The sequence below is a fragment of the Streptomyces sp. NPDC050674 genome, assembly GCF_040654575.1.
In the GTDB taxonomy this organism is placed as follows: domain Bacteria; phylum Actinomycetota; class Actinomycetes; order Streptomycetales; family Streptomycetaceae; genus Streptomyces.
Genome location: NZ_JBFAIG010000002.1, coordinates 220,199 through 244,122 on the forward strand (window position 1 = coordinate 220,199; position 23,924 = coordinate 244,122).

The following is a 23,924-nucleotide window of genomic DNA, read 5'->3' on the forward strand; positions in this document are numbered from 1 at the left end:
CCCGATGACGACACTCGCCAGCGGCACCGACACGCTCACCCGCGACGCCCTGACCGTTCTCCAGCCCGGCTTCACCGGTACCACCGCACCCGACTGGCTGCTGCGCCGGCTCGGTGAGGGGCTCGCCTCCGTCGGGCTCTTCGGCCGCAACATCGCCTCCCCCGGCCAACTGGCCGCCCTGACCGCCCAGCTGCGGGCCGAGCGCGACGACGTCCTCGTCGCGATCGACGAGGAGGGCGGCGACGTGACCCGCCTGGAGGTGCGGTCCGGTTCCTCCTTCCCGGGCAACCACGCCCTCGGCGCGGTCGACGACGTGGAGCTGACCCGGCAGGTCGCCCACGAACTGGGCCGCCGCCTCGCCGCCTGCGGCGTCAACCTCAACTGGGCCCCGTCCGCCGACGTCAACTCCGATCCCCGCAACCCGGTCATCGGTGTCCGCTCCTTCGGCGCCGACACCGAGCTGGCCGCCCGGCACACCGCCGCCTATGTGACGGGCCTGCAGTCCGCCGGGGTCGCCGCCTGCACCAAGCACTTCCCGGGCCACGGCGACACCGCCGTCGACTCCCACCACGCCCTGCCGCGCATCGACGTCTCCGCCGAGATCCTGGCCGAGCGCGAACTGACCCCGTTCCGCGCCGCCATCGCCGCCGGCAGCCGGGCCGTCATGAGCGCCCACATCCTCGTCCCGGCCCTGGACCCCGAGCACCCGGCGACCCTCTCCCGCCGCATCCTCACCGGCCTGCTCCGCGGCGAACTCGGCTACGACGGCCTCATCGTCACCGACGGCATGGAGATGCGGGCCATCGCCGGCACCTACGGCATCGAACGCGGCAGCGTCCTCGCCGTCGCGGCGGGCGCCGACGCCATCTGCGTGGGCGGCGGCCTGGCCGACGACGCGACCGTCCTGCGTCTGCGCGACGCCCTGGTGGGTGCCGTGCGGGCCGGCGAACTCCCCGAGGAACGGCTCGCCGAGGCCGCCGACCGGGTGCGCGCACTGGCCCGCTGGACCGGCACGGCGGGCCGCGGACCCGAGGACACCCGGGGCTCCCAGGGCACCGAGATCGGCCTGCACGCCGCACGCCGCGCCCTGACCGTGACGGCCGCGCCGGGCCTCGGCAGCCCCGACGCCTTCGAACCCCTCACCGAACCCCCCTACGTCGCCGCCCTCACCCCCGTCGCCAACATCGCGGTGGGCGACGAGACCCCGTGGGGCGTCGCCGCCGAGCTCATCCACCTCCTGCCGGGCACGGTGACGGGCAGCTTCCCCGCCGGGGACGGCCCCGGGCACGACGCCGGCCGGAGCGCGGGCCGGGCGGCCCTCCAGGCGGCCGGCCCCCGCCGCATCGTCGCCGTCGTCCGCGACGAACACCGCCATCCGTGGATGGCCTCCGCCCTCGACGTCCTGCTGGCGGCCCGCCCCGACACCGTCGTCATCGAGATGGGCGTCCCCCAGGCCGCCCCGCGCGGCGCCCTGCACATCGCCACCCACGGCGCGGCCCGCGTCTGCGGCCGGGCGGCGGCCGAGGTGCTCGCCGGGATCAAGGGGCCGTGACAGCGGGGGCGTGACCCGGCGGCGACGCGGGGCGTGGCCGGGGCGCTGTGTCGGGTTGCGTTCGCGGGGCGTGGCGGCCGGGGTGCTGTGTTGCGTTCGCGGGGCGTGGCGGCCGGGGTGCTGTGTCGGGTTGCCTTCGCGTTGGGCGTGGCTGGGGCGCTGTGCTGGATGGCGCTTCGCGTGGGGCGTGGCCGGGCCGCTGTGCTGGGTGGCGCTTCGGGTAAGTCGGCCCGGACATCCGCTCTCCGCCGATGAGTTCCGGTCCGGCCGTCGGTCTTCTCCGGTGACCCCCGCCGCGGCGTCGCGAGGCGCCGCCCGGCACGGACTCCACGGAGGACAGCATGACGACCACGCCGGACGACGCCGCCCCCGCTCTGCCCGGCCGCCCGCCGGTGGTGGACCTCGCCACCTGGCAGACCGCCCGTGACGAACTGCTGGGCCGCGAGAAGGCCCACACCCGCGAAGGCGACGCCATCGCGGCGGCCCGCCGCCGGCTGCCCATGGTGGAGATCGACGGGAGGGCCGAGGTCGTCGGCCCCGACGGGCCGGTCCCCTTCCTCGACCTGTTCCAGGGACGCGACGAACTCGTGGTCTACCAGCACATGTGGTACGACGGCGCACCGCACCAGGGGCAGTGCGAGGGCTGCACCACCACCGCCTGGCACCTCCAGGACGCCGTCTACCTCAACGCCCGCGGCGTCTCGTTCGCCGTCCTGACCACGGGCCCCTGGGACGAAGTGGCCGCCTATGTCGACTTCATGGGCTACACCCAGCCCTGGTACTCCGTGCGCGACGTGGCCGCACCGGTCGGCGGCGCCATGGGCTACCTGACCTGCTTCCTGCGCGACGGCGACCGGACCTTCCTCACCTACCGCACGACTGGCCGTGGCAACGAGCGCGTCAACGGCTCGCTCGGCCTCCTCGACATGACGCCCTACGGCCGAGGCGAGGCGTGGGAGGACAACCCCGCGGGGTGGCCCGAGGGGCGCGACTCCTGCTGGTCCTGGCGTTCGGACGACCACGGCAACCCCTCCTGGGGCCCGACCAGCCGCCCCGTTCCGCAGTGGACCCGCCCCGGTGCGACCCCTGTGGAGACCCTCGGCCGGCACGGCCACCACCACTGACCCGCCTCTCCCTTCCCCACCTCCCCCCTCACGCTCGTGGTTGTAAGACTGCCTCCGTATGTAGTACTTCTTATACATGAGCGAGCAGGTGCACAACAGGTTGGCCGTGGTGCGTGCCGAACACAAGGTGTCGCGCCAAAGCCTGGCCGAGGCAGTGGGAGCCCACTACCAGACCATCGGCTACATCGAGCGGGGGCAGTACAACCCGAGCCTCGACCTGGCGCTGAAGATCTCCAAGTTCTTCGGTCTGCCGGTCGAGGCCCTGTTCTCCCTCGAACCGTTCCGGCCGCTCACGGACGAGGTCTACGGGAGGAACCAGCCATGACGACGACACGCCTGACCCGCTACGACCGGAGCATGCTTCGGCTGATGAACGACCGCCGCGCGGCGACCTGGTACGCCACGGCGGCACGTCGCCGCCTGGTCGTCGTCGCCCATGTCACCCTCAGCCTGGCCCTCGGCGGGCTGATGGCCCACTTCTGCCTCGCCGAGGGCGAGCCGCTGTGGGCCGCGGCCGTGATGGCGGTGCTGCTCCTGCCCTGGATGGTCGCGACCGGCGTGATCAACAGCGCGACCCGAGGCCTGCTGGAACTGCGCGAGCGCGTGCTGGACGAACGCCAGTCGGCGGAACGCAACCGCGTCCTGGCCCGGGCCCACCGCGTGACCACACTGCTGCTGGTCGCGGCGGCGGCCACCCTGCTGATCACGGGCGGGATCGCCGGCGACGCCCCGAAGGCCTATGCCGCGCCCCTGCTCATCGCCGTCCTCGCCACCCACTGGCTGACACCCCTGTGGGTGGCCGGCTGGCACGCCCAGGACGAACCGGCCGACGACGTGGTGGGGGCGGAGGCCACCGGTCGTTGAGGCCCCGGGGCCTTCGGCCGCTGGGGCGTCCGGCCACCAGGACTTCCGGCCGCGAGGTCTCGTTGGGCTCGGGCCACCGGGAGGCGGCGTCCGACCCGGCAGGGGATGGGGCCCGACCGGGGCGGCGGGGGCGTCCCACCCGGCAGGCGGTGGCGTCCGACCAGGGCGACGGGGGTGTCCAGCCCGGGCGCCGGTGGTGTGTGGCCCAGGCGACGGCGACCGCAGTGTGCGGCCCCGCCGGGAAGCCCTAGATTCCCTGCCACTCCGGCTTGTTGACGTAGGTGTGCCGGAAGTAGTCCGCCAGCTTCAGCTTCGAGGCGGCGGCCTCGTCGACGACGACGGTCGCATGCGGGTGGAGCTGGAGCGCGGACGCCGGGCACACTGCCGCGACCGGCCCCTCCACCGTCGCCGCGACCGCGTCCGCCTTGCCCTCACCGGTGGCGAGCAGCACCAGGTGCCGGGCCTCCAGGATGGTGCCGATGCCCTGCGTGATCACGTGGTGCGGCACCTGGTCGATGTCGCCGTCGAAGAAACGGGCGTTGTCGATCCGGGTCTGCTCGGTCAGCGTCTTGATCCGTGTCCGCGACGCCAGCGACGAGCACGGCTCGTTGAACCCTATGTGCCCGTCGGTCCCGATCCCGAGCAGCTGAAGGTCCACACCCCCGGCGTCCGACAGAGCCTGGTCGTACGCCTCGCACGCCCCCTGCACGTCCTCCGCCGTGCCGTCCGGGCCCATGAACTGGTCCATCGCGATCCCCAGCGGCTCCAGCACCTCACGCCGCAGCACCGAGCGGTACGACTCCGGGTGATCGGCGGGCAGTCCCACGTACTCGTCGAGCTGCGCGATCCGGGCCCGCCCCGCGTCCACAGCGCCGGAGCGCACCTTCTCCGCCAGCGCCTCGTACACGGGCAGCGGCGTGGAGCCGGTGGCCACGCCGAGCAGGGCTCCGGGCTTGCGCCGCAGCAACCGGGCCATGGCCTCCGCGATGAGCTCGCCGCCCGCCTTGGCGTCCGGAACGATGACAACTTCCACGCTGGGCCTGCCGATCTGGAAGGAATGCTCAACTGGGACTGGACCCGGAAGGGGTCGGGTGGTTTAGACCAATCTAACAGAGCGGATCCGTCTCTCCCAGGGTGACCGCAGCCGCTCCCGGGCGGATGGCGCCGCCGTGCCGGCCGGGTCGGCAGGGGGTGAAGAGCGTCGCTCCGCACGGGTGAGGACGGTGAATCGAGGACCCGGGCGGGCGCTCGCCGGCCCGGGGGAGTGGAATGGGATCCGCAGCCGCTCCGTCTCCGGAAGGAACCCCGCCATGACCGCCGCCACACCGGATCCCCTCAGCGAGCTCCCGGGCCGGACCATGGCCCGGGAGATGTCGGAACAGCCCGCCGTCCTGCGCCGGATCCTGTCCGAAGGCGCCCCCGTCATCCAGGACGTGGCCCGGCAGATCGCCGCCCGCGCGCCCCGCTTCGTTCTGCTGACGGCCCGCGGCACCTCCGACAACGCCGCTCTGTACGCGAAGTACCTTCTTGAGATCCGGCTCGGTCTGCCCTGCGGACTCACCTCGATGTCCACCACGACGGCCTACGGCGCCCGGCCCGATCTCACCGACGTCCTCGTCGTCACCGTCAGCCAGTCCGGCGGTTCCCCGGACCTGGTCGCCTCGACCCGGGCCGCACGCGAGGCCGGCGCGATCACCCTGGCCGTCACCAACAACCCGGACTCCCCGCTCGCGGGCGTCTCCGAGTACCACATCGACATCATGGCCGGACCGGAGAAGGCTCTCCCCGCGACCAAGACGTACACAGCCTCCCTCCTGGCGCTCTATCTCTTCGTCGAGGGTCTGCGCGGTGGCGACGGCGCGCCCGCGCGGGTGTTGCCGGAGCTCGCCGAGCAACTGCTCGCCCGGCAGGACGAGGTGCGTTCCCTGGCCGCCCGCTACCGCTTCGCCGAGCGCATGGTGATCACCTCACGCGGCTACGGCTATCCCACGGCCAAGGAGGCCGCCCTCAAGCTGATGGAGACCAGCTACATCCCCGCCCTCTCCTACTCCGGCGCGGACCTCCTGCACGGACCGCTCGCCATGGTCGACAACGTCTCCCCGGTCATCGCCGTGGTCACCGACGGCAAGGGCGGCGAAGCGCTCCAGCCCGTGCTGGACCGGCTGCGTGGCCGCGGTGCCGACCTCGTCGTCATCGGCCCCCGGGACCAGGTCGAGCAGGCATCGGCCGGCTTCGTCCTGCCCACGGAGGACGTGGCCGAGGAGGTCCAGCCCATCCTGGAGATCATCCCCCTCCAACTCCTGGCCTACGAGGTCACGATCGCCCGGGGGCAGGACCCGGACGCTCCGCGGGCGCTGGCGAAGGTCACGGAGACCCGCTGAGAACGGGGGAGTCGCGGAGCGTCACCAGCGGGCCGACGGGCTGGCGGGCCGACGGGCCGACAGGTGAACAGGGCGGCGAGTGGCCCGTTGCGGCCGCCGTGCCGAGCCGCAGCCGCAGGAGCGGTCAGGTGAGCGAACCCCCCGTCACGTCCACCCAACTCCCCGTCGTCCAGCGCCCCGCGTCCGAGACCAGGAACGCCACCACGTCGGCGACCTCGGCGGGCCGGCCCACCCCGCCCAGTGCGGATATCGCGGCAGCCTTGGCCCAGCCGTCGGGGCTGCCGTGCAGCAGGTCGGCCGTGTTGTCCGTTTCGATGATGCCCGGGGCCACCGAGTTCACCGTGATGCCCCGGGGCCCCAGCACCTTGGACATGTCACGCGAGAAGACGTCCAGCGCGCCCTTCGTCATCGCGTACGCCATGTTGTCCGGCATCACCGCGGTCCGGGCCAGTCCGGACGAGATGTTGACGACCCGGCCGCCGTCCCGCAGGCGGGTCATGCCGTGCTTGAGGATGAAGAACGGCGCCTTCACGTTCACCGCGAAGACCTCGTCGTACTCGCGCTCCTCCAGTTGACCGATCGGCCGCGTGTTCCCGATCGCCGCGTTGTTCACCAGGATGTCCAGCCCGTCCGCGTGCCGGTCGAACTCCGCCCACAGGGCCTCGGCGTCCCCCGGTACGCCCAGCTCCACGCCCACCGCGAAGGCCGAGCCGCCGGCGCTCTCGATCGCCGCGACCGTCTCCTTCGCCGCCGTCTCGTTCCGGCCGTAGTGCACCGCGACCCGTGCGCCATCACGCCCCAGCCGCTCGGCGATACCCCGCCCGATGCCCCTGCTCGCCCCCGTGACGAGTGCCGTCCTGCCTGCGAGCACGCCCATGCCGGCGCCCCCTTCATTTCCGTAGTGGTCGCTACAAAAATGACCGTACAGCAGTCCGCCGACATTTCTCTAGCGTCCGCTATAAAATCCACCCCATGGTGAAGGACGACGTATCCGACGGAACCGCCGACAGCGCGAAGGGCGCTGACCCCGCGAGCGCGAAGGCGCCCCGCCCCCCGAGCGTGAAGGCGCCCGACGCGAAGGGGCAGGACGCCGCGAGCGCGAGGTCCGCCGGGGACGGAAAGGCCAAGGTCAAGGCCAAGCCCCGGGGCCGCCCGCGCTCCTTCGATCGCGAGTCCGCGCTGGAGAAGGCCCTCCTGGCCTTCTGGGAGCACGGCTACGAAGCCACGTCCGTCTCCGACCTCACCCGCGTCATGGACATCGGCGCCCCCAGTCTCTACGCGGCCTTCGGTGACAAGAGGTCCCTCTTCGAGGAGGTCGTCAGCGTCTACGGCGCGAGGCACGGATCCTTCACCGACCGTGCCCTGGCCGAGGAGCCCACCGCCCGGGCCGCCATCGAACGCATCCTGCGCGAAGCCGCCGTCGCCTACACCGAACCCGGCCACCCGCACGGCTGCCTCGTCGTCCACGCCGCCGCGAACTGCTCGAACCCCGAGGTGGAGCAGTCGCTGCGGGACCGCCGCAACGCCAACATCGCCGCGTTCGAGAGCCGGATCAGGGCCGATGTCGCCGCGGGCGTACTGCCGCCGGCCACCGACGCCGCCGCCCTGGCCCGGCACACCGGCGCGATGATCCAGGGCATGTCACAACAGGCGCGCGACGGGGCGAGCCGGGAGGAACTGGAGGCCGTCGCGGAAATTGCCCTGTCCATCTGGCCCCGCACAGGAACCCACACGGGTTAGGCTGCCTGCTGGACGCCGGCGCGTCCGACGTGTCGCGGAAACGACAACAACGAACAGCCTCCCACGCATGGACACCCGCAAGTGGTCTAGTCCACAATGCGTGACGAGAGCGCGTGAACCACGCGCACCGGACTCCGTCTTCCCCGCACAGGAAGGCGGACCGAGGAACCGAGGCTCTCTGCCCTGACTGCCCCGGCTCCTCATCCTTCGGCCGACCGGGACCGCACACCCCACGGCCGATGCTGCTCCGGGCTGCGGTGCCGGGAGGGTTGAGGGTCCCTCCCAGGCGCCGCGGCCCGCGGGTGTTTCAGGGCCGTACGAACCCCCGGGTACGCTCGCACACGTGCCCTCCATGAACGAACTCGTACGCCAGCACACCGCCCTCGACGACACCGATCTCGAGTGGCTGCACCTGCTGGTCTCGGAGTGGCAGCTGCTCTCCGACCTCTCCTTCGCCGACCTGGTGCTGTGGGTCCCCACCAGCGACGGCACCCGGTACGTCTCGGTCGCCCAGATGCGCCCCAACACCGGCCCGACCTCCTACCAGGACGACATGGTGGGCCACCTCGTCCCACGCGGTCGCCGCCCGATGCTGGACGCCGCCCTCGACGAGGGCCGCATCGTGCGCGAGGGCGACCCCGAGTGGCGGGAGGAGGTACCCGTCCGGGTCGAGTCGATCCCCGTGCGGCGGGAGGGCCGCGTCCTCGGTGTCATCGCCCGCAACACCAACCTCCTCACCGTGCGCACCCCGAGCCGCCTGGAACTCACCTATCTGCAGAGCGCTTCCGACCTCGCGCAGATGATCGCGGCCGGCTCCTTCCCGTTCGCCAATCAGCAACTCGACATGGACGCCTCGCCCCGCGTGGGCGACGGCCTGATCCGGCTCGACGCCGACGCCATCGTCCAGTACGCCTCCCCGAACGCCCTGTCCGCCTACCACCGGCTCGGTCTCGCCTCCGACCTCGTCGGCCAGCACCTGGGCAGGACCACCGCGGAACTCGCCCCGACCCGGGGCCCGGTGGACGAGGCACTCGCCAAGGTCGCCAGCGGCTGGGCCCCGCGCGAGTTCGAGATCGAGGCCACCGACGGGGTCATCCAGTTCCGCGCGATCCCGCTCAAGCCGAAGGGCACCCGCATCGGTTCCCTCGTCCTGCTCCGGGACGTCACCGAACTGCGTCGCCGCGAGCGCGAGTTGATCACCAAGGACGCGACGATCCGGGAGATCCACCACCGCGTCAAGAACAACCTCCAGACGGTGGCGGCGCTACTCCGTCTCCAGGCCCGGCGCATCGAGTCCGACCGAGGCCGCGAGGCCCTCGAAGAGGCGGTGCGGCGCGTCGGATCGATTGCGATCGTGCACGAGACGCTCTCCCAGAACCTGGACGAGCGGGTGGAGTTCGACGACATCGCCGACCGTGTGCTGGCCATGGTCGCGGAGATCTCGCCGGGCAAGGTCGCCGGCCGGCGCACCGGACGCTTCGGCATCCTGGACGCCGAGGTCGCCACACCGCTGTCGATGGTGCTGACCGAGGTGCTGCAGAACGCGCTGGAGCACGGATTCCGCGAGGGCGACACCGGCACGGTCGAGGTCTCCGCGGTCCGCGGCGGCACGACCAAGGAGGCCCGGCTTCTGGTCACGGTGCAGGACGACGGAGTCGGCCTGCCGGAGGGCTTCGATCCGCACACCGCCGGCAATCTCGGTCTCCAGATCGTGCGGACCCTGGTGGAGGGCGAGTTGGGCGGCACCTTCGACATGGTCCCGGCCCCGGAGCGCGGCACCCGCGTGATCCTGGACATTCCGGTGCGGTCCCAGAAGTAGCGGAAAGCCCGGCCCTGGTGAAGGGGCCGGGAAAGCATTGAGCCCCGGGCCACCAAGTGGCCCGGGGCTTAAGCTCGTTGCTGCTTAACTAAGCGCATCGGGGGAACTGCGCGCTGCGGCTCGGGGGCGGGAGATGCGTACGCGCTGTACGCGCCGCCAAGCTCAGGCTGTCAGCAGGGGTGGGTTGTCAGGCGGAGGCCTGACGGGCCCGGTTGCGGGCGGCGCGGCGCTTCATGGCACGGCGCTCGTCCTCGCTGAGACCACCCCAGACGCCGGAGTCCTGACCGGACTCGAGCGCCCACTGCAGACACTGCTCGATCACCGGGCAGCGACGGCAGACGGCCTTGGCTTCCTCGATCTGCAGCAGCGCAGGACCGGTGTTGCCGATGGGGAAGAAGAGCTCGGGGTCTTCCTCGCGGCAAACGGCGTTGTGACGCCAGTCCATGGCTGCTACCTCTCCTTGGTATTACGTGCAGGGCTTGCTTGTGAATGTGAACGCTTTCACGAATCCCTCAACAAGTGAAGGGCCGACTGCCAGGTTCCCCGGCGAAGGTCCTGTGAGTTGAAGAGGGGTTCTGGTGATCAGTGGAGGCCGGTGTTGCGGGCCGTCTCGATCGCCACGTAGAGACTCGCAAACCTCAGCGGCGGATACAACCCCTTCTGGAAAGTTTTTTTTGATTCTTCGGTGTCTACTAGGTCACAGCCGTACTTCCATGGGGTGGACCCTGGCCTAAACGTTCGAGTGAAAGGACTTTAGCCAGTTCTGCTCACACAATCACACGCAGTGCACGGCGTACGCCTGTGAACGTCACGCTTGTCCGGAGCCCCAGGTGGTCACCGTCCATCTGGAGGGGGAGCGGGACCTTCGAATGCAAGGTGAACTCCGTCAAGTCGTGCAGAGAGGTGGCGTGCTTGCCATGGGGTCCACGCTCGGGGGACGAAGTGAGCAACTGGGTGCCATACCGGGCAACCGCCGCGGTGGAGAGGCGGCTGAGACCGAAGAGATCAAGGCCGGTATCGAACGAGGCTTTAGGCGCCGCATAGATCGGGCGATTACCCAGAAACGTCCACGGGGAGGTGTTCGAGACTATGGACAGCACCAGATCGGTGACCGGGTCCTCGCCGGCCCGCTCCAGTGTGATCGTCCCGTGCCGGCGGTTCGGCTCGCCCAGCAGTTGACGCATCACCTGGCGCACGTAAAGAGCGTGTGTGGATTTCCTGCCCCGTTCGCGATGCTGCTCCACACGGCCCACCACACCGGCGTCGAAACCGAGGCCCGCGTTGAAGGTGAACCAGCGGGAGGGGACCGCCTCGTCCTCCGTGCCCGGCGTGCCCGAGGTCAGGCCCAGGCCGACGGTCCGTTCGCTGCCGTCGCGCAGGGCGTCCAGCAGGGCGCCGGTGGCTTCCACGGCGTCGTTGGGCAGGCCCAGGGCGCGGGCGAAGACATTCGTGGAGCCGCCGGGGACCACGGCCAGGCCGGGCAGATGCCCCGGGGCGGGGCCGGCGTGCAGAAGGCCGTTGACCACTTCGTTGACCGTGCCGTCGCCGCCGAGGGCCACCACCAGGTCGATGTCGTCGCTCTCGGCCGCGTGCCGGCCCAGGTCGCGCGCATGGCCGCGGTACTCGGTGGTGACGGCCTCCAGCTTCATCTCGCTGGCGAGCGCATGGATCAGTACGTCGCGTGTGCGCGCACTTGTGGTGGTAGCCGCCGGATTGACCACGAGAAGTGCACGCATGACTGGCAGCGTACCTACTGGGTGGTACCTGGCCCATACCGAGGTAGGGATCCGGTAAGAGAGCGGGGGTGAAGCGCCCCCCAGGGGGCGTGCGCGCCGGGGGCTACCCTTCAGGGGTGAGCAGTGAGCAGACCCCCGTCACCGAGGAAACCACCGGCCCCCGCCCCCGGCGTCTGACGTACGCCGCGCTGCTGGCCGCACTGGAGGGCCTCGCGCTGGTCGTCGGCGGCGTCTGGATCCTCGTCCTCGGCCTCACGGGGCACCCGGACGACCGGCAGCAGGCTGTGACCGGAGGGATCACGCTGGTCGTGCTCGCACTGCTGCCGCTGCTCGCGGCCCGCGGACTGCTCGCCCTGCGCAGCTGGAGCCGCGGCCCGGCCGTGATCACCCAGCTCATGGCCCTGCCGGTGGCCTACAACCTGCTGCAGGCCGACAGCATGGCCATTCCGGGCGGGATCGCCCTCGCGGCCGCCGCAGTCGCCTCGCTCGTGCTGCTGGTGAACCCGGAGGCGACCCGGGCCCTCGGGATCCGCGGGCCCGGCAACTCCGGCAACCCGGAGAAGTAGCCGTCACTCCTCGACGAGGAGCTTCTCCCGCAGCTGGGCCAGGGTGCGCGCCAGCAGCCGGGAGACGTGCATCTGCGAGATGCCGACCTCCTGCGCGATCTGCGACTGGGTCATGTTCCCGAAGAACCGCAGCAGCAGGATCCGCTTCTCACGCGGCGGGAGATCCTCCAGGAGCGGCTTGAGGGACTCGCGGTACTCCACGCCCTCCAGCGCCTCGTCCTCGGCGCCGAGGGTGTCGGCGACCGCCGGGGACTCGTCGTCGGTGTCGGGGACGTCCAGGGACAGCGTGGAGTACGCGTTGGCGGACTCCAGGCCCTCCAGGACCTCCTCCTCCGAGATCGCCAGCTTCTCGGCGAGCTCGTGGACGGTGGGGGAGCGGCCGTGCAGCTGGGAGAGCTCCGCGGTGGCCGTGGTGAGCGCCAGGCGCAGCTCCTGCAGCCGACGCGGGACGCGCACCGCCCAGCCCTTGTCACGGAAGTGCCGCTTGATCTCACCGACGACCGTGGGAGTGGCGTACGTGGAGAACTCCACGCCGCGGTCCGGGTCGAAACGGTCCACCGACTTGATCAGGCCGATCGTGGCGACCTGGGTGAGGTCGTCCAGCGGCTCGCCGCGGTTGCGGAAGCGGCGCGCCAGATGCTCCACGAGCGGCAGATGCATCCGGACCAGCTGGTTGCGCAGCTCCGCGTACTCCGGGCTGCCACTGCTCAGGGTGCGCAGCTTGAGGAACATCTCGCGCGCCCCGCTGCGGTCCGGGGAGCCGTGGTGGGCACTTTGCGCGCGGTGGGCGCGCGGCGCCTCGTCCTCGGAGTGTCGCTCGTGCTCGCTCATCGTCCCGCCCGTCGCCCTTCCCCGAGCCCTCGCCTCCTCCGCCACACTCGACTGCGTGTGAGTGGGGGAACCCCCCTGGGCCGGGGATGCGGTGATCTCCCCGCCCGGAGGCGCGCTCCGTACGGCACCGTCCCGGTCCCGCCCGCCGCCCGGGAGGACCGCCCCCGCGGAGTCGTCCTCAGGATGGGGGCGGGCCTGCTCGGGAATGCCGTTGATGCCGTCCGCCATGCGCCGGGCACCGCTCGGACCACTCGTGCCCGTGCCCTCGGCCGGCAGCTCTCGTGTGCTGCGCTCTTCGTCCCGCACCGGCCCGTCCTCGCTCCTCACGCCGGCCCGGGTCCCGCGCCGCGCTGTTTGTAGAGGCTGATCGAAACGGTTTTGTCCTTGTCCACGGCAGAGGAGACCTTGCCCGCGAGAGCGGACAGGACGGTCCAGGCGAAGGTGTCCCGCGAGGGGGCGTGACCATCCGTGGTCGGTGCCGAGACGGTGACCTCGAGTGAGTCGTCGACGAGGCGGAAGACACAGCTGAGCACCGAGCCGGGCACGGCCTGCTGCAGCAGGATCGCGCAGGCCTCGTCCACCGCGATGCGCAAATCCTCGATCTCGTCGAGGGTGAAGTCCAAACGGGCCGCGAGACCGGCCGTGGCCGTACGCAGCACCGACAGGTAGGCACCCGCGGCCGGCAGCCGGACTTCGACGAAGTCCTGGGTCGCGGGCTCGCCTGCGATCTGGGACACCCTCACCTCCATGGTGGTACAAGCGTTACAGGGCCGAGGGTCGCCCCTCGGAACAACGCGATACGTGGTTCAGCGGTGACGCTATCGCGCTCTCGACGGTCCTGTCCCCGGGACCCCAACCCCTTGTCGTCACTCACAGTAAACCTGTGGATACGCTCCGTGTCTAGGGGTTGGGCGGGCCCAAATGGGAAGAGCGCGCGCCGGGTTGACGTACCCAGACGTCAGGCGGTCGAACCGTCCGGCGCCGGGGCCTCGTGGCGTCACACCAGGACATGGTCGACGAAGCACCAGCGCCAGGTCTCCCCGGGCTCGTGCGTCCGCATGACGGGATGGCCCGACTCCTTATGATGCTCCGCCGCGTGCCGTCCCGGCGAGGAGTCGCAGCAGCCGACGTGACCGCAGCTGAGGCACAGCCGAAGCTGCACCGGGTCCAGGCCCTCCGCCAAGCACTCCGTACAGGTCTCGCTGAGCGGGCCGGGCTCGGGGTGCGGCAGCGCGTCGGCGTGCGTGCACTGTTTCATGATTGCCAGGTTACGACGGTCGGGCGGAAGACCGCGTCGAAAATGAGGGTGGGCGAGAACGATGGATGTGATGCCACTGCTGCTGCTCGTGGCGGGCAGTGCGGCGATCGCCGCGGCCTCGCGGCGCACCCCGGTGCCGGCTCCGCTGCTGCTGGTGGCCGTGGGACTCGTGGTCAGCTACGTCCCCGGCGTGCCCGAGTACACCCTCGACCCCCACATCGTCCTGCCGCTCCTCCTGCCCCCGCTGCTGCACACGGCTGCCACCGACAGCTCCTACCTCGACCTGCGGGCGCAGATGCGGCCGGTCGCGATGCTGTCCGTCGGATACGTGCTGTTCGCGACGTTCGCCGTCGGCTGGGCCCTGTACCTGATCGTGCCGGACCTGCCGCTGACCGCGGCCCTGGTCTTCGGCGCGGTGGTGGCGCCCCCGGACGCGGTCGCGGCGACGGCCGTGGCCCGCCGGGTAGGGCTGCCCTCGCGGATCACCACGATTCTCCAGGGCGAGTCCCTGCTGAACGACGCGACGGCGATCACCGCCTACCGGGTGGCCCTGGCCGCCGCCGTCGGCGAGGGCGCGACCTGGGCCGAGGGCATCGGGGAGTTCCTGCTCGCGGCGGTCGGCGGAGTCGTGGTGGGACTGCTGCTGATGGCGCCGATCCACTGGCTGCGCACGCACGTGAAGGAAGTGCTGCTCCAGAACACGCTGTCCCTGCTGATCCCGTTCGTCGCGTACGCCGTGGCCGAGCAGGTGCACGCCTCCGGGGTGCTCGCCGTCGTGGTCGTCGCGCTCTACCTGGGGCACCGCGCGTGGGAGGTCGACTTCGCCACGCGGCTCCAGGAGGAGGCGGTCTGGAAGATGGTCGCCTTCGTCCTGGAGTCGGCGGTGTTCGCGCTGATCGGGCTCCAGCTGCCGGTGGTCCTCAGGGGCCTCGGGGAGTTCGAGGGCGTCCAGGCCGCCTGGTACGCGGTTGCCGTCTTCCTGGTCGTCGTCGCGGCCCGGTTCGTCTGGGTGTATCCGGCGACCTTCCTGCCGCGGCTGCTGTCGGCCCGGGTGCGGGAGCGGGAGGAGAGCCCGACCTGGAAGGGGCCGTTCGTCATCGCGTGGGCCGGGATGCGGGGCGTGGTCTCGCTGGCCATCGCCTTCTCGATCCCGCTCACCCTGCACGACGGCGAGGAACCGTTCCCGCAGCGCAACCTCATCCTCTTCCTCACCTTCACCACGGTCATCGGGACCCTGGTCGTGCAGGGCCTGACCCTGCCCCCGCTGATCCGGCTGCTGAAGTTCCCCGGGCGGGACGCGCAGTCGGAGACGCTGGCCGAGGCCAACGCCCAGGCCCAGGCGTCCCGGGCCGCCGAACGGCGCCTGGACGAACTCCTCGCCGACGAGCGCAACGCCCTGCCCGCCCCGCTCGCCGACCGTCTGCGCATCGTCCTGGAGCGCCGCCGCAACGCCGTCTGGGAACGGCTCGGGCAGGCCAACCCGGTCACCGGGGAGTCCGTCGACGACACCTACCGGCGGCTGTCGAGGGAGATGATCAGCGCCGAACGCGAGGTGTTCGTCCGACTCCGGGACGGCCGCTACATCGACGACGAGATGCTGCGCACCCTGCTGCGCAGGCTGGACCTGGAGGAGGCCGCGGCCTTCCGGGAGGCGGCGTGACGGCGGGACGAGGCCTCGGGAAGTGAGGCCAGGGTGGCACCTCACGGAAGGTGACTAGGAGAAGGGCCGCCCGGTGACCACCGCCGCGACCGCCGTCCCGCGCGGGAAGGCGCCTTCGCCGGCCAGGGTGACGAGCCCGTACAGCAGCTTGGCGACATACAGGCGCTCGACCGGCAGGCCGTGCCGGTCCTCGAAGTCCGCGGCGAAGGCCTCCAGCTCGTCGGGCACGCGCGCGTAGCCGCCGAAATGGAAGCGGTCGTCCAGGCTCCAGGTGCCTCGTCGGCCGCCGAAGGCCCGCCGTTGCAGGGTCTCGGTCTCGGCGGTCAGGAAGCCGCCTTTGAGGACCGGCACGCCCAACGCGCGCTGCTCGGGAGCGAGGCCCGCCGCCAGCCCTGCCAGGGTGCCGCCCGTCCCACAGGCCACGGCGACGACGTCGGCCCGGCCGCGCAGCTCGGCGCCGAGCTCCTGGCAGCCGCGTACGGCTTCGGCGTTGCTGCCGCCCTCCGGGACGACGTACGCGTCCTCGGCGCCCGCCGCACGCAGGATCGCGGTCAGGGTGTGCGGTTCGGACTTGCGGCGGTACGTCGAGCGGTCGACGAAGAGCAGCCGCATGCCGTCGGCCGCACAGCGCGCCAGTGACGCGTTGAGGGGCCGGTCCGCCAGCTCGTCGCCGCGTACGACACCGACCGTGGCGATCCCGAGCAGCCGGCCGGCCGCGGCGGTGGCGCGCAGGTGGTTCGACCAGGCGCCGCCGAAGGTGGCGATGGCGCGGCCGTCAGCGGCCGCGAGGTTCGGTGCCAGCTTGCGCCACTTGTTGCCGATCAGCTCGGGGTGGATGAGATCGTCCCGCTTCAGCAGCAGCCGCACGCCCCGGCGCTCGAACCGGCCGTCGACGATCTCCTGCACCGGCGAGGGAAGCCGGGGCCGGAGCGCGTCGAGGCCGGGAGAGTCGGGGCTGGTCACCGGGCCATTGTCACCCGGGCGTGGCAGAGGCGGGCGTGACGGCCCGGTCCGGGCCGGCTGTCTCGGAGCCGCTGTCGACGTCCGTCGTCGCGTCGGGGTGCCGCTGTCCGGGCCACCGCCGGTTCCGCGCCCACGCGATGAGCGACGGCCCGCCCCGCAGGCACCACACCGCGATGACCGGGTCACAGATCGCGCAGCCCATCGAAGAGGTGTGGGCGAACGGGATGATCGGGTTGCCCTTGATGTGGTGGACGACGTCCCACACCGTGTGCAGCAGCCAGCCGGCGCCGATCCACGTCCAGGACTCCAGGCCGCGGAAGGCGACGTACGTGAGGAGCGCCGTGAAGGCGAACTCCCAGCCGCCGAGGCCACCGCCGCTGAGATAGGCGGCTCCGGCACCGCCGACCATGAGCGCGTTCAGGCGCCGTCTGTGCGGTTCGCGTACCAGGGACATCAACAGGGCGTAGAGGACGCCGACGCCGATCGGCGCGATGTACTGCATGGACGAGGCCGTTTCCGTGAGGAGTCGGGGGAGCGGCTCATCACGCTAGGCCCGGACCCGCCCGCTTCCCAGAGGCATTGGCGACAGGTTCCGACGGGTTGTCGCCAGCCGCGCCGGAGCCGCCGAACGAGGCTTTCGAACGTCGAAACGGGCCCCTCTGCCCAGCCGAGCGAAGATCCATTCCCGCTCTTTCGGGTAATAGCACCACGACGCGGAGTGAGGAAGGCTTGCCCGTGCACATCGATGCCCGAGGCATATGGGCGTCGGTCACAACCGGGAGGGCAGTTCTCTATGTCGGTAGGCGAAGAGGTCCGCACGGAGCAGACCAAGCCGCAGCAGAGTCTCGGCACGGCGGCCGCGCGGAACCTGGCCACCACGACCAAGTCCGTGCCACAGATGCAGGAGATCAGCTCCCGCTGGCTGCTGCGGATGCTGCCGTGGGTCGACATCCAGGGTGGTACGTACCGGGTGAACCGGCGGCTGACGTACGCCGTGGGCGACGGCCGGCTCACGTTCGTGAAGACCGGCGACCGCGTCGAGATCATCCCCGCCGAGCTCGGTGAACTGCCGGCGCTGCGGTCCTACGAGGACGAGGAGGTGCTCTTCGAGATCGCCCGCCGCTGCGAGCAGCGGGAGATCCCGGCGGGCGAGGTGATCGCCTCGTTCGGCAGCGCGTCCGACGAGGTCTACCTCCTGGCGCACGGCCGGGTGGAGAAGGTCGGCACGGGCCCGTACGGGGACGACGAGTCCCTCGGCATCCTCGCCGACGGCGCCTACTTCGGCGACGACGCGCTGCTCGACGACGACGCGATCTGGGAGTACACGGTCCGCGCGCTCACCGCGTGCACCGTGCTCGTGCTGTCCCGCCAGGACTTCGCGCAGATCGCCGAGCGCTCGGACACCCTGCGCGAGCACCTTCAGCAGCGCCGCTCGATCCCCTCGCAGCGTTCCAACAAGTACGGCGAGAAGGAGATCGACCTCTCCTCGGGCCACTCCGGCGAGCCGGACATCCCGCACACCTTCGTCGACTACGACGCCCGGCCCCGCGAGTACGAACTGAGCGTCGCCCAGACCGTGCTGCGGATCCACACGCGTGTGGCCGACCTCTACAACCAGCCCATGAACCAGACCGAGCAGCAGATCCGGCTGACGGTCGAGGCGCTGAAGGAGCGCCAGGAGCACGAGCTCATCAACAACCGCGACTTCGGGCTCCTGCACAACTGCGAGTACGACCAAAGGCTCCAGCCGCACGACGGCGTGCCCAGCCCGGACGACCTGGACGAGCTGCTCAGCAGGCGCCGCGGCACCAAGATGCTGCTGGCGCACCCCCGCGCCATCTCCGCGTTCGGCCGTGAGCTCAACAAGCGCGGGCTGGTCCCCGAGACCATCGACATGGCGGGCAACCGCATTCCCACCTGGCGCGGCGTGCCGATCTTCCCGTGCAACAAGATCCCGGTGTCGGACGCCCGTACGACGTCGATCATCGCCCTGCGTACCGGGGAGGCCGACCAGGGAGTCATCGGCCTTCGCGCCTCCGGCATCCCGGACGAGATCGAGCCGAGCCTGTCGGTGCGCTTCATGGGCATCAATGAACAGGCCATCATCAAGTACCTGGTCACGGCCTACTATTCGGCGGCGGTGCTGGTACCGGACGCGCTCGGCGTCCTGGAGAACGTCGAGATCGGCCGCTGGCGGTGACGATCCCGGTACGCCGGCCGTGTTCCCGCCCGGCAAGACGGGTACATCCCGGGAGTGCGAGCCCAGCGGCAGCGGAAGCGCCACCGTCCGCTCATTCTCCGAGGCGGTCCCATGGGTGAGTCCCTCACGGAGTCCAGGGGGGAGACGACGCTGCCCGCCCCCGGGCGGCAGCGCGACGCCGAGTCCCGGCGTGCCGCCGGGGCCGCGGGAGGGCCGGGGGTCATCGGGACACGGCGGGACGGCGGACCGGGACGGGCCGAAGGGCATGAGGCGTTCATGCTGCTGGAGCGGGCCCGAGCGGAGGTCGACCCGGTGCTGCGGGCCGCGCTCGGCTCGCTGCCCGCGTCGATGCGCCGGATCGCCCAGTACCACTTCGGCTGGGAGCAGGCCGACGGCACCCCGGGGGACGGGGGCTCGGGCAAGGCGATCCGGCCCGCGCTGGTGCTGGCCGCGGCGGCTGCCCTCGGGGGGCCCGAGGCGCGGGCGGGGGCGACTCGGGCCGCCGCGGCGGTGGAGCTGGTGCACAACTTCACGCTGCTGCACGACGATGTGATGGACCGCGACACCACTCGCCGTCACCGGCCCACGGCCTGGACGGTGTTCGGCGACGCCGACGCCATCCTCGCCGGCGACACCCTTCAGGCGCTCGCCTTGCGGCTGCTGGCACAGGACCCGCATCCGGCGGCCCCGGCCGCCGCCGCCCGGCTCGCGGACTGCGTGGTCGAACTGTGCGCGGGACAGCACGCGGACACGGCGATGGAGCGGTGCGACCCGGCCGACGTCACGCTCGACGAGGTGCTCGCCATGGCGGAGGCCAAGACGGGCGCCCTGATCGGGAGTGCCTGCGCGATCGGCGGGCTGTACGCCGGCGCCTCGGACGAGGAAGTCGGGGCGCTGGACGCGTTCGGCCGGGAGGCCGGGCTCGCCTTCCAGCTCATCGACGACGTCATCGGCATATGGGGCGACCCGGACCGCACCGGCAAGCCCGTCAGGGCCGACCTCGCAGCCCGCAAGAAGTCCTTGCCGGTGGTCGCGGCCTTCGCCTCCGGCACACCGGCGGCGGCCGAACTCGCCGAGCTGTACGCCCGGCCCGCCGAGAAGGAAGACCTCGGGTATCTCGCCCTGACCGTGGAGCGGGCGGGCGGCCGGGACTGGGCACAGGGCCAGGCGGCCGACCGGATGGCCCGGGCGATGCAGCAGCTGGCCCGCGCGGTGCCGGACCCGGAGGCGGCGGGCGGCCTGCTGGCACTCGCCGAGTTCGTGACCAGGCGCACCAGTTGACGACCGGCGCCCGTCGGTGACCGGTGGTCGACGGCAGCACGTGCAGTACCTGTGACGACCTTCGGGCGACCGAAGGGCAGAGCCCCGGAAGGCCGGGGGGCGTGCGGCTCCTGACCCCGCACGCCCCCCGGTCTCCGGCCGGCGGGTCCCGCACTGCCCCACGGTGTGCGGGGCCCGCCCCCTTCCCGCACGCCGCGCGGGTCGGATTTGAGCAACCGTTCGATCGAATCCCGCCAAGATCCCGCGCGTATCCCTCCGCGCGGCCCGGCCGCCCTACGATCACGCCCGTCGGGGCGAACGAAGGGGCGGGGCATGGGTGTGGTCATCCGGGCGGCGGGCGCGGGGGACAGGGAGCTGATCGTCCGGCTCCTGGACGAGGCGTTCCAGGACGACCCCGTCAGCGGCTGGGTCTTTCCCGACGCGCGCGATCGCCGAGCCAAGCACCCCGGTCTCATGGCCGCCTTCACCGACATCGTGCTCGCGGCCGGTCGTGTCGACGTCACCGAGGACGGCTCGGCCTGCGCGTTGTGGCTCTCGATGCCCGCGGACGAGGACCACGACGGTGACGCGGAGGACGAAGGCCCGGCCCAGGTGCGTCAGGCCGTCGACCCGGACAACGAACGCATCGAGATGATCGGCCGGCTGACGGCCGCCGTCCATCCCGCCGGGCGGGCCCACGAGTACCTGTGGATGATCGGCGTCGCCCCGGGCCGCCAGGGCGAGGGACTCGGCACCGCGCTCATCGAGGACGTCCTCGACCGCTGCGACCGCGAGGGTCTGCCCGCCTACCTGGAGGCCAGCAGCGACCGCAGCCGCAAGCTGTACGAGCGCCTCGGCTTCGAGCCCGCCGGTCCGGTCCTCGTCCTGCCGGACGGCCCGCAGATGTGGCCCATGTGGCGCGAGCCCCGGCCGCAGCGGCCCGCCTAGATCCCTCTTGTCGCAGGTCACGCACGGCGGGAAGCGCTGAGCTCCCAACCGGCCTACCCTGAGGACATGGGCAGCGAAGAACACGTCTGTCCCAGCTGTGGACAGCCGGTGGAAACGGTCGTCCGGCGTCACAAGACGCTGGGCACCTGGGTCCCGCGCTGGGTGGCGGGCCCGTGCCGCAACCCCGAATGCGGGGCCCACGAGGTAGAGGGTGCCGACACGGACGCCTCCGGCACCCCAGCCGAACCCGCCCCGACACCACCCGAGACGGCTCCGGGGGACACGGCCCCCGAAGAGACCGTCGCGAAAAACTCCTGAGTCCGTGTCGAGATGCGCGGCCCGGCTCCGACGTCCCTGGTGAAGAGCCACCCGCCAGGGTGGTGAGAGCCGAAGGAGCGGACCGATGAAGTACCTGGTCATGGTGCAGGGCACCCAGGCGGACTACGACGCCATGCGCGGCAAGGCCTCGGCGACCTCCCCGGCCTGGAGCCAGGAGGAGATCCGGACCATGTTCGCCTACATGGGCGCCATCAACGACGACTTGGCCGAGACGGGAGAGTTCGTCGACGGCCAGGGCCTGGCCGAGCCGGCCCAGACCCGCCACGTCACCCTCGGTGACGACGGCAAGGCCGTGATCACCGACGGGCCGTACGGCGAGACCAAGGAGCTGCTGGCCGGCTACTGGGTCCTGGAATGCGAGAGCCTGGAGCGGGTCACGGAGATCGCCGAGCGGGTCGCCCGCTGCCCCCAGCCGGCCGGCGCCCCGGACTACCCGGTCGTGATCCGGCCGATCATGGACGGCTCCGGGGACATCTGACGCACGGGACGGCACCGACGGACACGCTGGTGATGACCACACCCGAGATCGAGGACCTGCTGCGCCGGCACGCACCGCAGGTCCTCGGCGCGCTGGTCAGGCGGTACGGGCACTTCGACGCGGCCGAGGACGCCGTCCAGGAGGCGCTGCTGGCGGCAGCCATGCGCTGGCCCTCGGTCGGCGTGCCCGGCAACCCGCGCGGCTGGCTGATCAGGGTCGCCTCCCGGCGGCTCACCGACGCCCTGCGCAGCGCCGAGGCCCGGCGGCAGCGCGAGGAGCGGGCGGCGGCGCTCACGCCCCGCGACGCCTTCACGGCACCGGCGCCGCAGGAGCGGGCGCCCCGCGAGGACGACGCCCTGTCGCTGCTGTTCCTCTGCTGCCATCCGGACCTGGCACCGCCGGCGCAGATCGCGCTCACCCTGCGGGCCGTCGGCGGTCTCACCACGGCGGAGATCGCCCGGGCGTATCTGGTCCCGGAGGCGACCATGGCGCAGCGCATCAACCGGGCCAAGCAGAAGGTGCGGGGCGTGCGGTTCGGCCGCCCGGAGCGCTGGGAACAGCGGCTGCCGTCCGTCCTGCAAACCCTGTATCTGATCTTCAACGAGGGCTACACGGCCACCTCCGGTGCCGCGCTCCAGCGCCGTGACCTCGCGGGTGAGGCGCTGCGGCTGACCCGCACGGTCCACCGCCTGCTGCCCGACGACGGCGAGGTGACCGGACTGCTCGCGCTGATGCTGCTCACCGATGCCCGGCGCGAGGCGCGCACCGGGCCGGACGGCGAGCTCGTCCCCCTCGACGAGCAGGACCGGGCCCGCTGGGACAGGGCCGCGATCGAGGAGGGCGTCGCACTGGTCACCCGGGCCCTGTCGCGCGGCCGGCCCGGGCCTTACCAGCTGCGGGCCGCGATCGCCGCCGTCCACGACGAGGCGCCCACCCCCGAGGCGACCGACTGGGCCGAGATCCTGGGCCTGTACGACGTCCTGGTGGGGCTGGTTCCCGGCCCGGTCGAACGCCTCAATCGCGCGGTCGCCGTCGCCATGGTCCACGGCCCGCGCGCGGGGCTGTCCGAACTGGACGCCCTGGCCGACGAGTTGCGAGACCACCGCCCGGACGCCGTACGAGGGCACCTCCTGGAGCGCGCGGGCGAGCCCGAAGCCGCGCGGGCCGCCTACGAGTCGGCGGCCGACCGGACCCTCAGCCTGCCCGAGCAGCGCTATCTGCGGTCCAGGGCGGCCCGGTTGAGCGACTAGATGTGCTGACCGGGCAGGTCGGTGACGCGGGCCCGTACGTCTGGCAGAACGCCGAGCCCAGCGAGACGCCCGACCTTCCGCCCTGCCCCAGCCGTCCTCAGCTCAGCACAAGCCGTTAGGGCCTGTCGTTCGGATCATGCAGGCGTCGCGGGGCGACAGGCCCTAACCGCGCACCGCACCCGTCTCCGGGTCCCGGGACGTCAGGCAGTACGTGCCGCCCGCCGGGTCGCGCATGACGGTCCAGCCGGAGAAGCCGGAGACGAAGGCGGCTCCGAGTTCCTCGTGCCGGGCCCGGGTCGTCGCGATGTCCGCGCAGGCGAGGTCGAGGTGGGCGGAGGCCGGGCGTTCCTCGCCGAGGCGTTGCAGGAGCAGACGGACCGGAAGGCCGGGCGGCGGCTTGACCACGTGGAACTCGGGGAGGGAGCCCGGCAGCGACTCCCAGCCGGCGAGCAGCGCGCCCCAGAAGGCGACTTCGGCGTCGAAGGCCGAGGCCGCGACGTCCACGCACACCTGGTCGAGCCGGCTGCCCCGCACCACACCCGGGCGTGACGACTGCCCGCGCCACGGATCGGCGCAGAACAACTGCCCGGCGGGCGAGCGCAGCACGACGAGCGAACCGAGGTCGGCCACCACGCTCGCGCCGAGCCGCACCGCCGAGGCGGCGAACTCCGGTACGTCGTCCACACAGAAGTCGAGGTGCGCGCCGCCGGAACCCGGCCCGACCGCCTGCACCTTCACGCAGGCGTCGGCACCGTCGGGCAGCAGGGTGACGAACTCGTCGTGGTCTCCGCGCGGTTCGGACAGCCGGGTGTCCGTGACCGCCGTCCAGAAGTCGCAGGCGGCGCCGAAGGCCTCACGCGGGCGGTCGATGAAGGCGTACGTCCAGCTGATCGTCATGGGCGCGATCGTAGAGGGCGTGCGCCCCCGCCACCCGCGTGAACCTGGACCGGCCGTC

At 71.8% G+C, this 23,924-nt stretch carries 25 protein-coding genes; 15 read left to right on the plus strand and 10 right to left on the minus strand.

Annotated elements, in window-relative coordinates; translation table 11 throughout:
- Positions 1-4 precede the first annotated feature (4 nt).
- The 4 genes from AB0I06_RS04315 to AB0I06_RS04330 all read left to right on the plus strand — a co-directional run bounded on the left by AB0I06_RS04315 (position 5) and on the right by AB0I06_RS04330 (position 3,540).
- The gene (locus AB0I06_RS04315; protein ID WP_363117211.1) at positions 5-1,552 is read left to right on the plus strand and encodes a glycoside hydrolase family 3 protein; all 1,548 of its coding nucleotides are present in this window, start codon (positions 5-7) and stop codon (positions 1,550-1,552) included.
- A gap of 341 nt (positions 1,553-1,893) precedes the next feature.
- Positions 1,894-2,676, plus strand: a complete 783-nt coding sequence (locus AB0I06_RS04320) for a DUF899 family protein (RefSeq protein ID WP_363117212.1) — start codon at positions 1,894-1,896, stop codon at positions 2,674-2,676.
- Positions 2,677-2,752: 76 nt separating this feature from the next.
- Positions 2,753-3,001 carry a helix-turn-helix transcriptional regulator gene (locus AB0I06_RS04325; protein WP_030851643.1) on the plus strand — a complete coding sequence of 83 codons (249 nt, stop codon included), beginning with the start codon at positions 2,753-2,755 and terminating at the stop codon, positions 2,999-3,001.
- Positions 2,998-3,540 carry a hypothetical protein gene (locus AB0I06_RS04330; RefSeq protein WP_363117213.1) on the plus strand — a complete coding sequence of 181 codons (543 nt, stop codon included), beginning with the start codon at positions 2,998-3,000 and terminating at the stop codon, positions 3,538-3,540. Before AB0I06_RS04325 ends, AB0I06_RS04330 begins: the two co-directional genes overlap by 4 nt.
- A 247-nt stretch (positions 3,541-3,787) precedes the next feature.
- Here the strand turns inward: AB0I06_RS04330 and nagB are convergent, their stop codons facing one another.
- Positions 3,788-4,573: a glucosamine-6-phosphate deaminase gene (nagB, locus tag AB0I06_RS04335; RefSeq protein ID WP_363117214.1), complete on the minus strand. Its 786-nt coding sequence runs from the start codon at positions 4,571-4,573 to the stop codon at positions 3,788-3,790.
- Between the two features lie 277 nt (positions 4,574-4,850).
- On the opposite strand from nagB, the gene AB0I06_RS04340 reads away from it, so the two are divergent.
- The gene (locus AB0I06_RS04340; RefSeq protein WP_363117215.1) at positions 4,851-5,921 is read left to right on the plus strand and encodes an SIS domain-containing protein; all 1,071 of its coding nucleotides are present in this window, start codon (positions 4,851-4,853) and stop codon (positions 5,919-5,921) included.
- 124 nt (positions 5,922-6,045) lie between these two features.
- On the opposite strand, the gene AB0I06_RS04345 is transcribed toward AB0I06_RS04340, so the two are convergent.
- On the minus strand, positions 6,046-6,798 hold the full coding sequence (locus tag AB0I06_RS04345) for an SDR family oxidoreductase (protein ID WP_363117216.1): 753 nt from the start codon (positions 6,796-6,798) through the stop codon (positions 6,046-6,048).
- Positions 6,799-6,893: 95 nt separating this feature from the next.
- Here AB0I06_RS04345 and AB0I06_RS04350 point away from each other — a divergent pair, with 95 nt between their 5' ends.
- Both AB0I06_RS04350 and AB0I06_RS04355 read left to right on the plus strand, forming a co-directional pair.
- Positions 6,894-7,661, plus strand: a complete 768-nt coding sequence (locus AB0I06_RS04350) for a TetR/AcrR family transcriptional regulator (protein ID WP_363117217.1) — start codon at positions 6,894-6,896, stop codon at positions 7,659-7,661.
- A 352-nt stretch (positions 7,662-8,013) separates the two neighbouring features.
- The gene (locus AB0I06_RS04355; RefSeq protein ID WP_363117679.1) at positions 8,014-9,480 is read left to right on the plus strand and encodes a PAS domain-containing sensor histidine kinase; all 1,467 of its coding nucleotides are present in this window, start codon (positions 8,014-8,016) and stop codon (positions 9,478-9,480) included.
- A gap of 187 nt (positions 9,481-9,667) precedes the next feature.
- Here the strand turns inward: AB0I06_RS04355 and AB0I06_RS04360 are convergent, their stop codons facing one another.
- Both AB0I06_RS04360 and AB0I06_RS04365 read right to left on the minus strand, forming a co-directional pair.
- Positions 9,668-9,925, minus strand: coding sequence for a WhiB family transcriptional regulator (locus AB0I06_RS04360; protein WP_003992873.1), 258 nt, complete (start codon positions 9,923-9,925; stop codon positions 9,668-9,670).
- Positions 9,926-10,247: 322 nt separating this feature from the next.
- Entirely contained in the window at positions 10,248-11,216 is a 969-nt protein-coding gene (locus AB0I06_RS04365; protein ID WP_363117218.1) for a diacylglycerol kinase family protein, read from the minus strand.
- A gap of 116 nt (positions 11,217-11,332) precedes the next feature.
- Here AB0I06_RS04365 and AB0I06_RS04370 point away from each other — a divergent pair, with 116 nt between their 5' ends.
- Positions 11,333-11,782, plus strand: coding sequence for a hypothetical protein (locus AB0I06_RS04370; protein ID WP_363117219.1), 450 nt, complete (start codon positions 11,333-11,335; stop codon positions 11,780-11,782).
- Positions 11,783-11,785: 3 nt separating this feature from the next.
- On the opposite strand, the gene AB0I06_RS04375 is transcribed toward AB0I06_RS04370, so the two are convergent.
- From AB0I06_RS04375 to AB0I06_RS04385, 3 genes are all read right to left on the minus strand, one after another.
- Positions 11,786-12,919 carry an RNA polymerase sigma factor SigF gene (locus AB0I06_RS04375; protein ID WP_363117220.1) on the minus strand — a complete coding sequence of 378 codons (1,134 nt, stop codon included), beginning with the start codon at positions 12,917-12,919 and terminating at the stop codon, positions 11,786-11,788.
- A gap of 17 nt (positions 12,920-12,936) precedes the next feature.
- The gene (locus tag AB0I06_RS04380; protein ID WP_003992877.1) at positions 12,937-13,350 is read right to left on the minus strand and encodes a hypothetical protein; all 414 of its coding nucleotides are present in this window, start codon (positions 13,348-13,350) and stop codon (positions 12,937-12,939) included.
- A 260-nt stretch (positions 13,351-13,610) separates the two neighbouring features.
- Complete coding sequence (locus tag AB0I06_RS04385) at positions 13,611-13,871, minus strand: UBP-type zinc finger domain-containing protein (RefSeq protein ID WP_363117221.1); 261 nt, start codon at positions 13,869-13,871, stop codon at positions 13,611-13,613.
- Between the two features lie 61 nt (positions 13,872-13,932).
- Here AB0I06_RS04385 and AB0I06_RS04390 point away from each other — a divergent pair, with 61 nt between their 5' ends.
- The gene (locus tag AB0I06_RS04390; RefSeq protein WP_363117222.1) at positions 13,933-15,531 is read left to right on the plus strand and encodes a Na+/H+ antiporter; all 1,599 of its coding nucleotides are present in this window, start codon (positions 13,933-13,935) and stop codon (positions 15,529-15,531) included.
- 54 nt (positions 15,532-15,585) lie between these two features.
- Here the strand turns inward: AB0I06_RS04390 and AB0I06_RS04395 are convergent, their stop codons facing one another.
- Both AB0I06_RS04395 and AB0I06_RS04400 read right to left on the minus strand, forming a co-directional pair.
- Entirely contained in the window at positions 15,586-16,494 is a 909-nt protein-coding gene (locus AB0I06_RS04395) for a pyridoxal-phosphate dependent enzyme (RefSeq protein WP_363117223.1), read from the minus strand.
- A 10-nt stretch (positions 16,495-16,504) separates the two neighbouring features.
- Positions 16,505-16,996: a DUF6010 family protein gene (locus AB0I06_RS04400; protein ID WP_363117224.1), complete on the minus strand. Its 492-nt coding sequence runs from the start codon at positions 16,994-16,996 to the stop codon at positions 16,505-16,507.
- 291 nt (positions 16,997-17,287) lie between these two features.
- On the opposite strand from AB0I06_RS04400, the gene AB0I06_RS04405 reads away from it, so the two are divergent.
- The 6 genes from AB0I06_RS04405 (at position 17,288) to AB0I06_RS04430 (ending at position 22,969) form a co-directional block, all read left to right on the plus strand.
- Positions 17,288-18,694 (plus strand): family 2B encapsulin nanocompartment shell protein, encoded by a 1,407-nt coding sequence (locus AB0I06_RS04405; RefSeq protein WP_363117225.1) that lies wholly within the window; start codon positions 17,288-17,290, stop codon positions 18,692-18,694.
- 276 nt (positions 18,695-18,970) lie between these two features.
- Positions 18,971-19,975: a family 2 encapsulin nanocompartment cargo protein polyprenyl transferase gene (locus AB0I06_RS04410; protein WP_363117680.1), complete on the plus strand. Its 1,005-nt coding sequence runs from the start codon at positions 18,971-18,973 to the stop codon at positions 19,973-19,975.
- Between the two features lie 312 nt (positions 19,976-20,287).
- Entirely contained in the window at positions 20,288-20,902 is a 615-nt protein-coding gene (locus AB0I06_RS04415) for a GNAT family N-acetyltransferase (protein WP_363117226.1), read from the plus strand.
- Positions 20,903-20,968: 66 nt separating this feature from the next.
- Positions 20,969-21,220, plus strand: coding sequence for a hypothetical protein (locus AB0I06_RS04420; RefSeq protein ID WP_363117227.1), 252 nt, complete (start codon positions 20,969-20,971; stop codon positions 21,218-21,220).
- Between the two features lie 85 nt (positions 21,221-21,305).
- Complete coding sequence (locus AB0I06_RS04425; RefSeq protein ID WP_363117228.1) at positions 21,306-21,719, plus strand: YciI family protein; 414 nt, start codon at positions 21,306-21,308, stop codon at positions 21,717-21,719.
- A gap of 32 nt (positions 21,720-21,751) precedes the next feature.
- Positions 21,752-22,969: a sigma-70 family RNA polymerase sigma factor gene (locus AB0I06_RS04430; protein ID WP_363117229.1), complete on the plus strand. Its 1,218-nt coding sequence runs from the start codon at positions 21,752-21,754 to the stop codon at positions 22,967-22,969.
- 162 nt (positions 22,970-23,131) lie between these two features.
- On the opposite strand, the gene AB0I06_RS04435 is transcribed toward AB0I06_RS04430, so the two are convergent.
- Complete coding sequence (locus AB0I06_RS04435) at positions 23,132-23,866, minus strand: VOC family protein (protein WP_363117230.1); 735 nt, start codon at positions 23,864-23,866, stop codon at positions 23,132-23,134.
- Between the last annotated feature and the right edge of the window lie 58 nt (positions 23,867-23,924).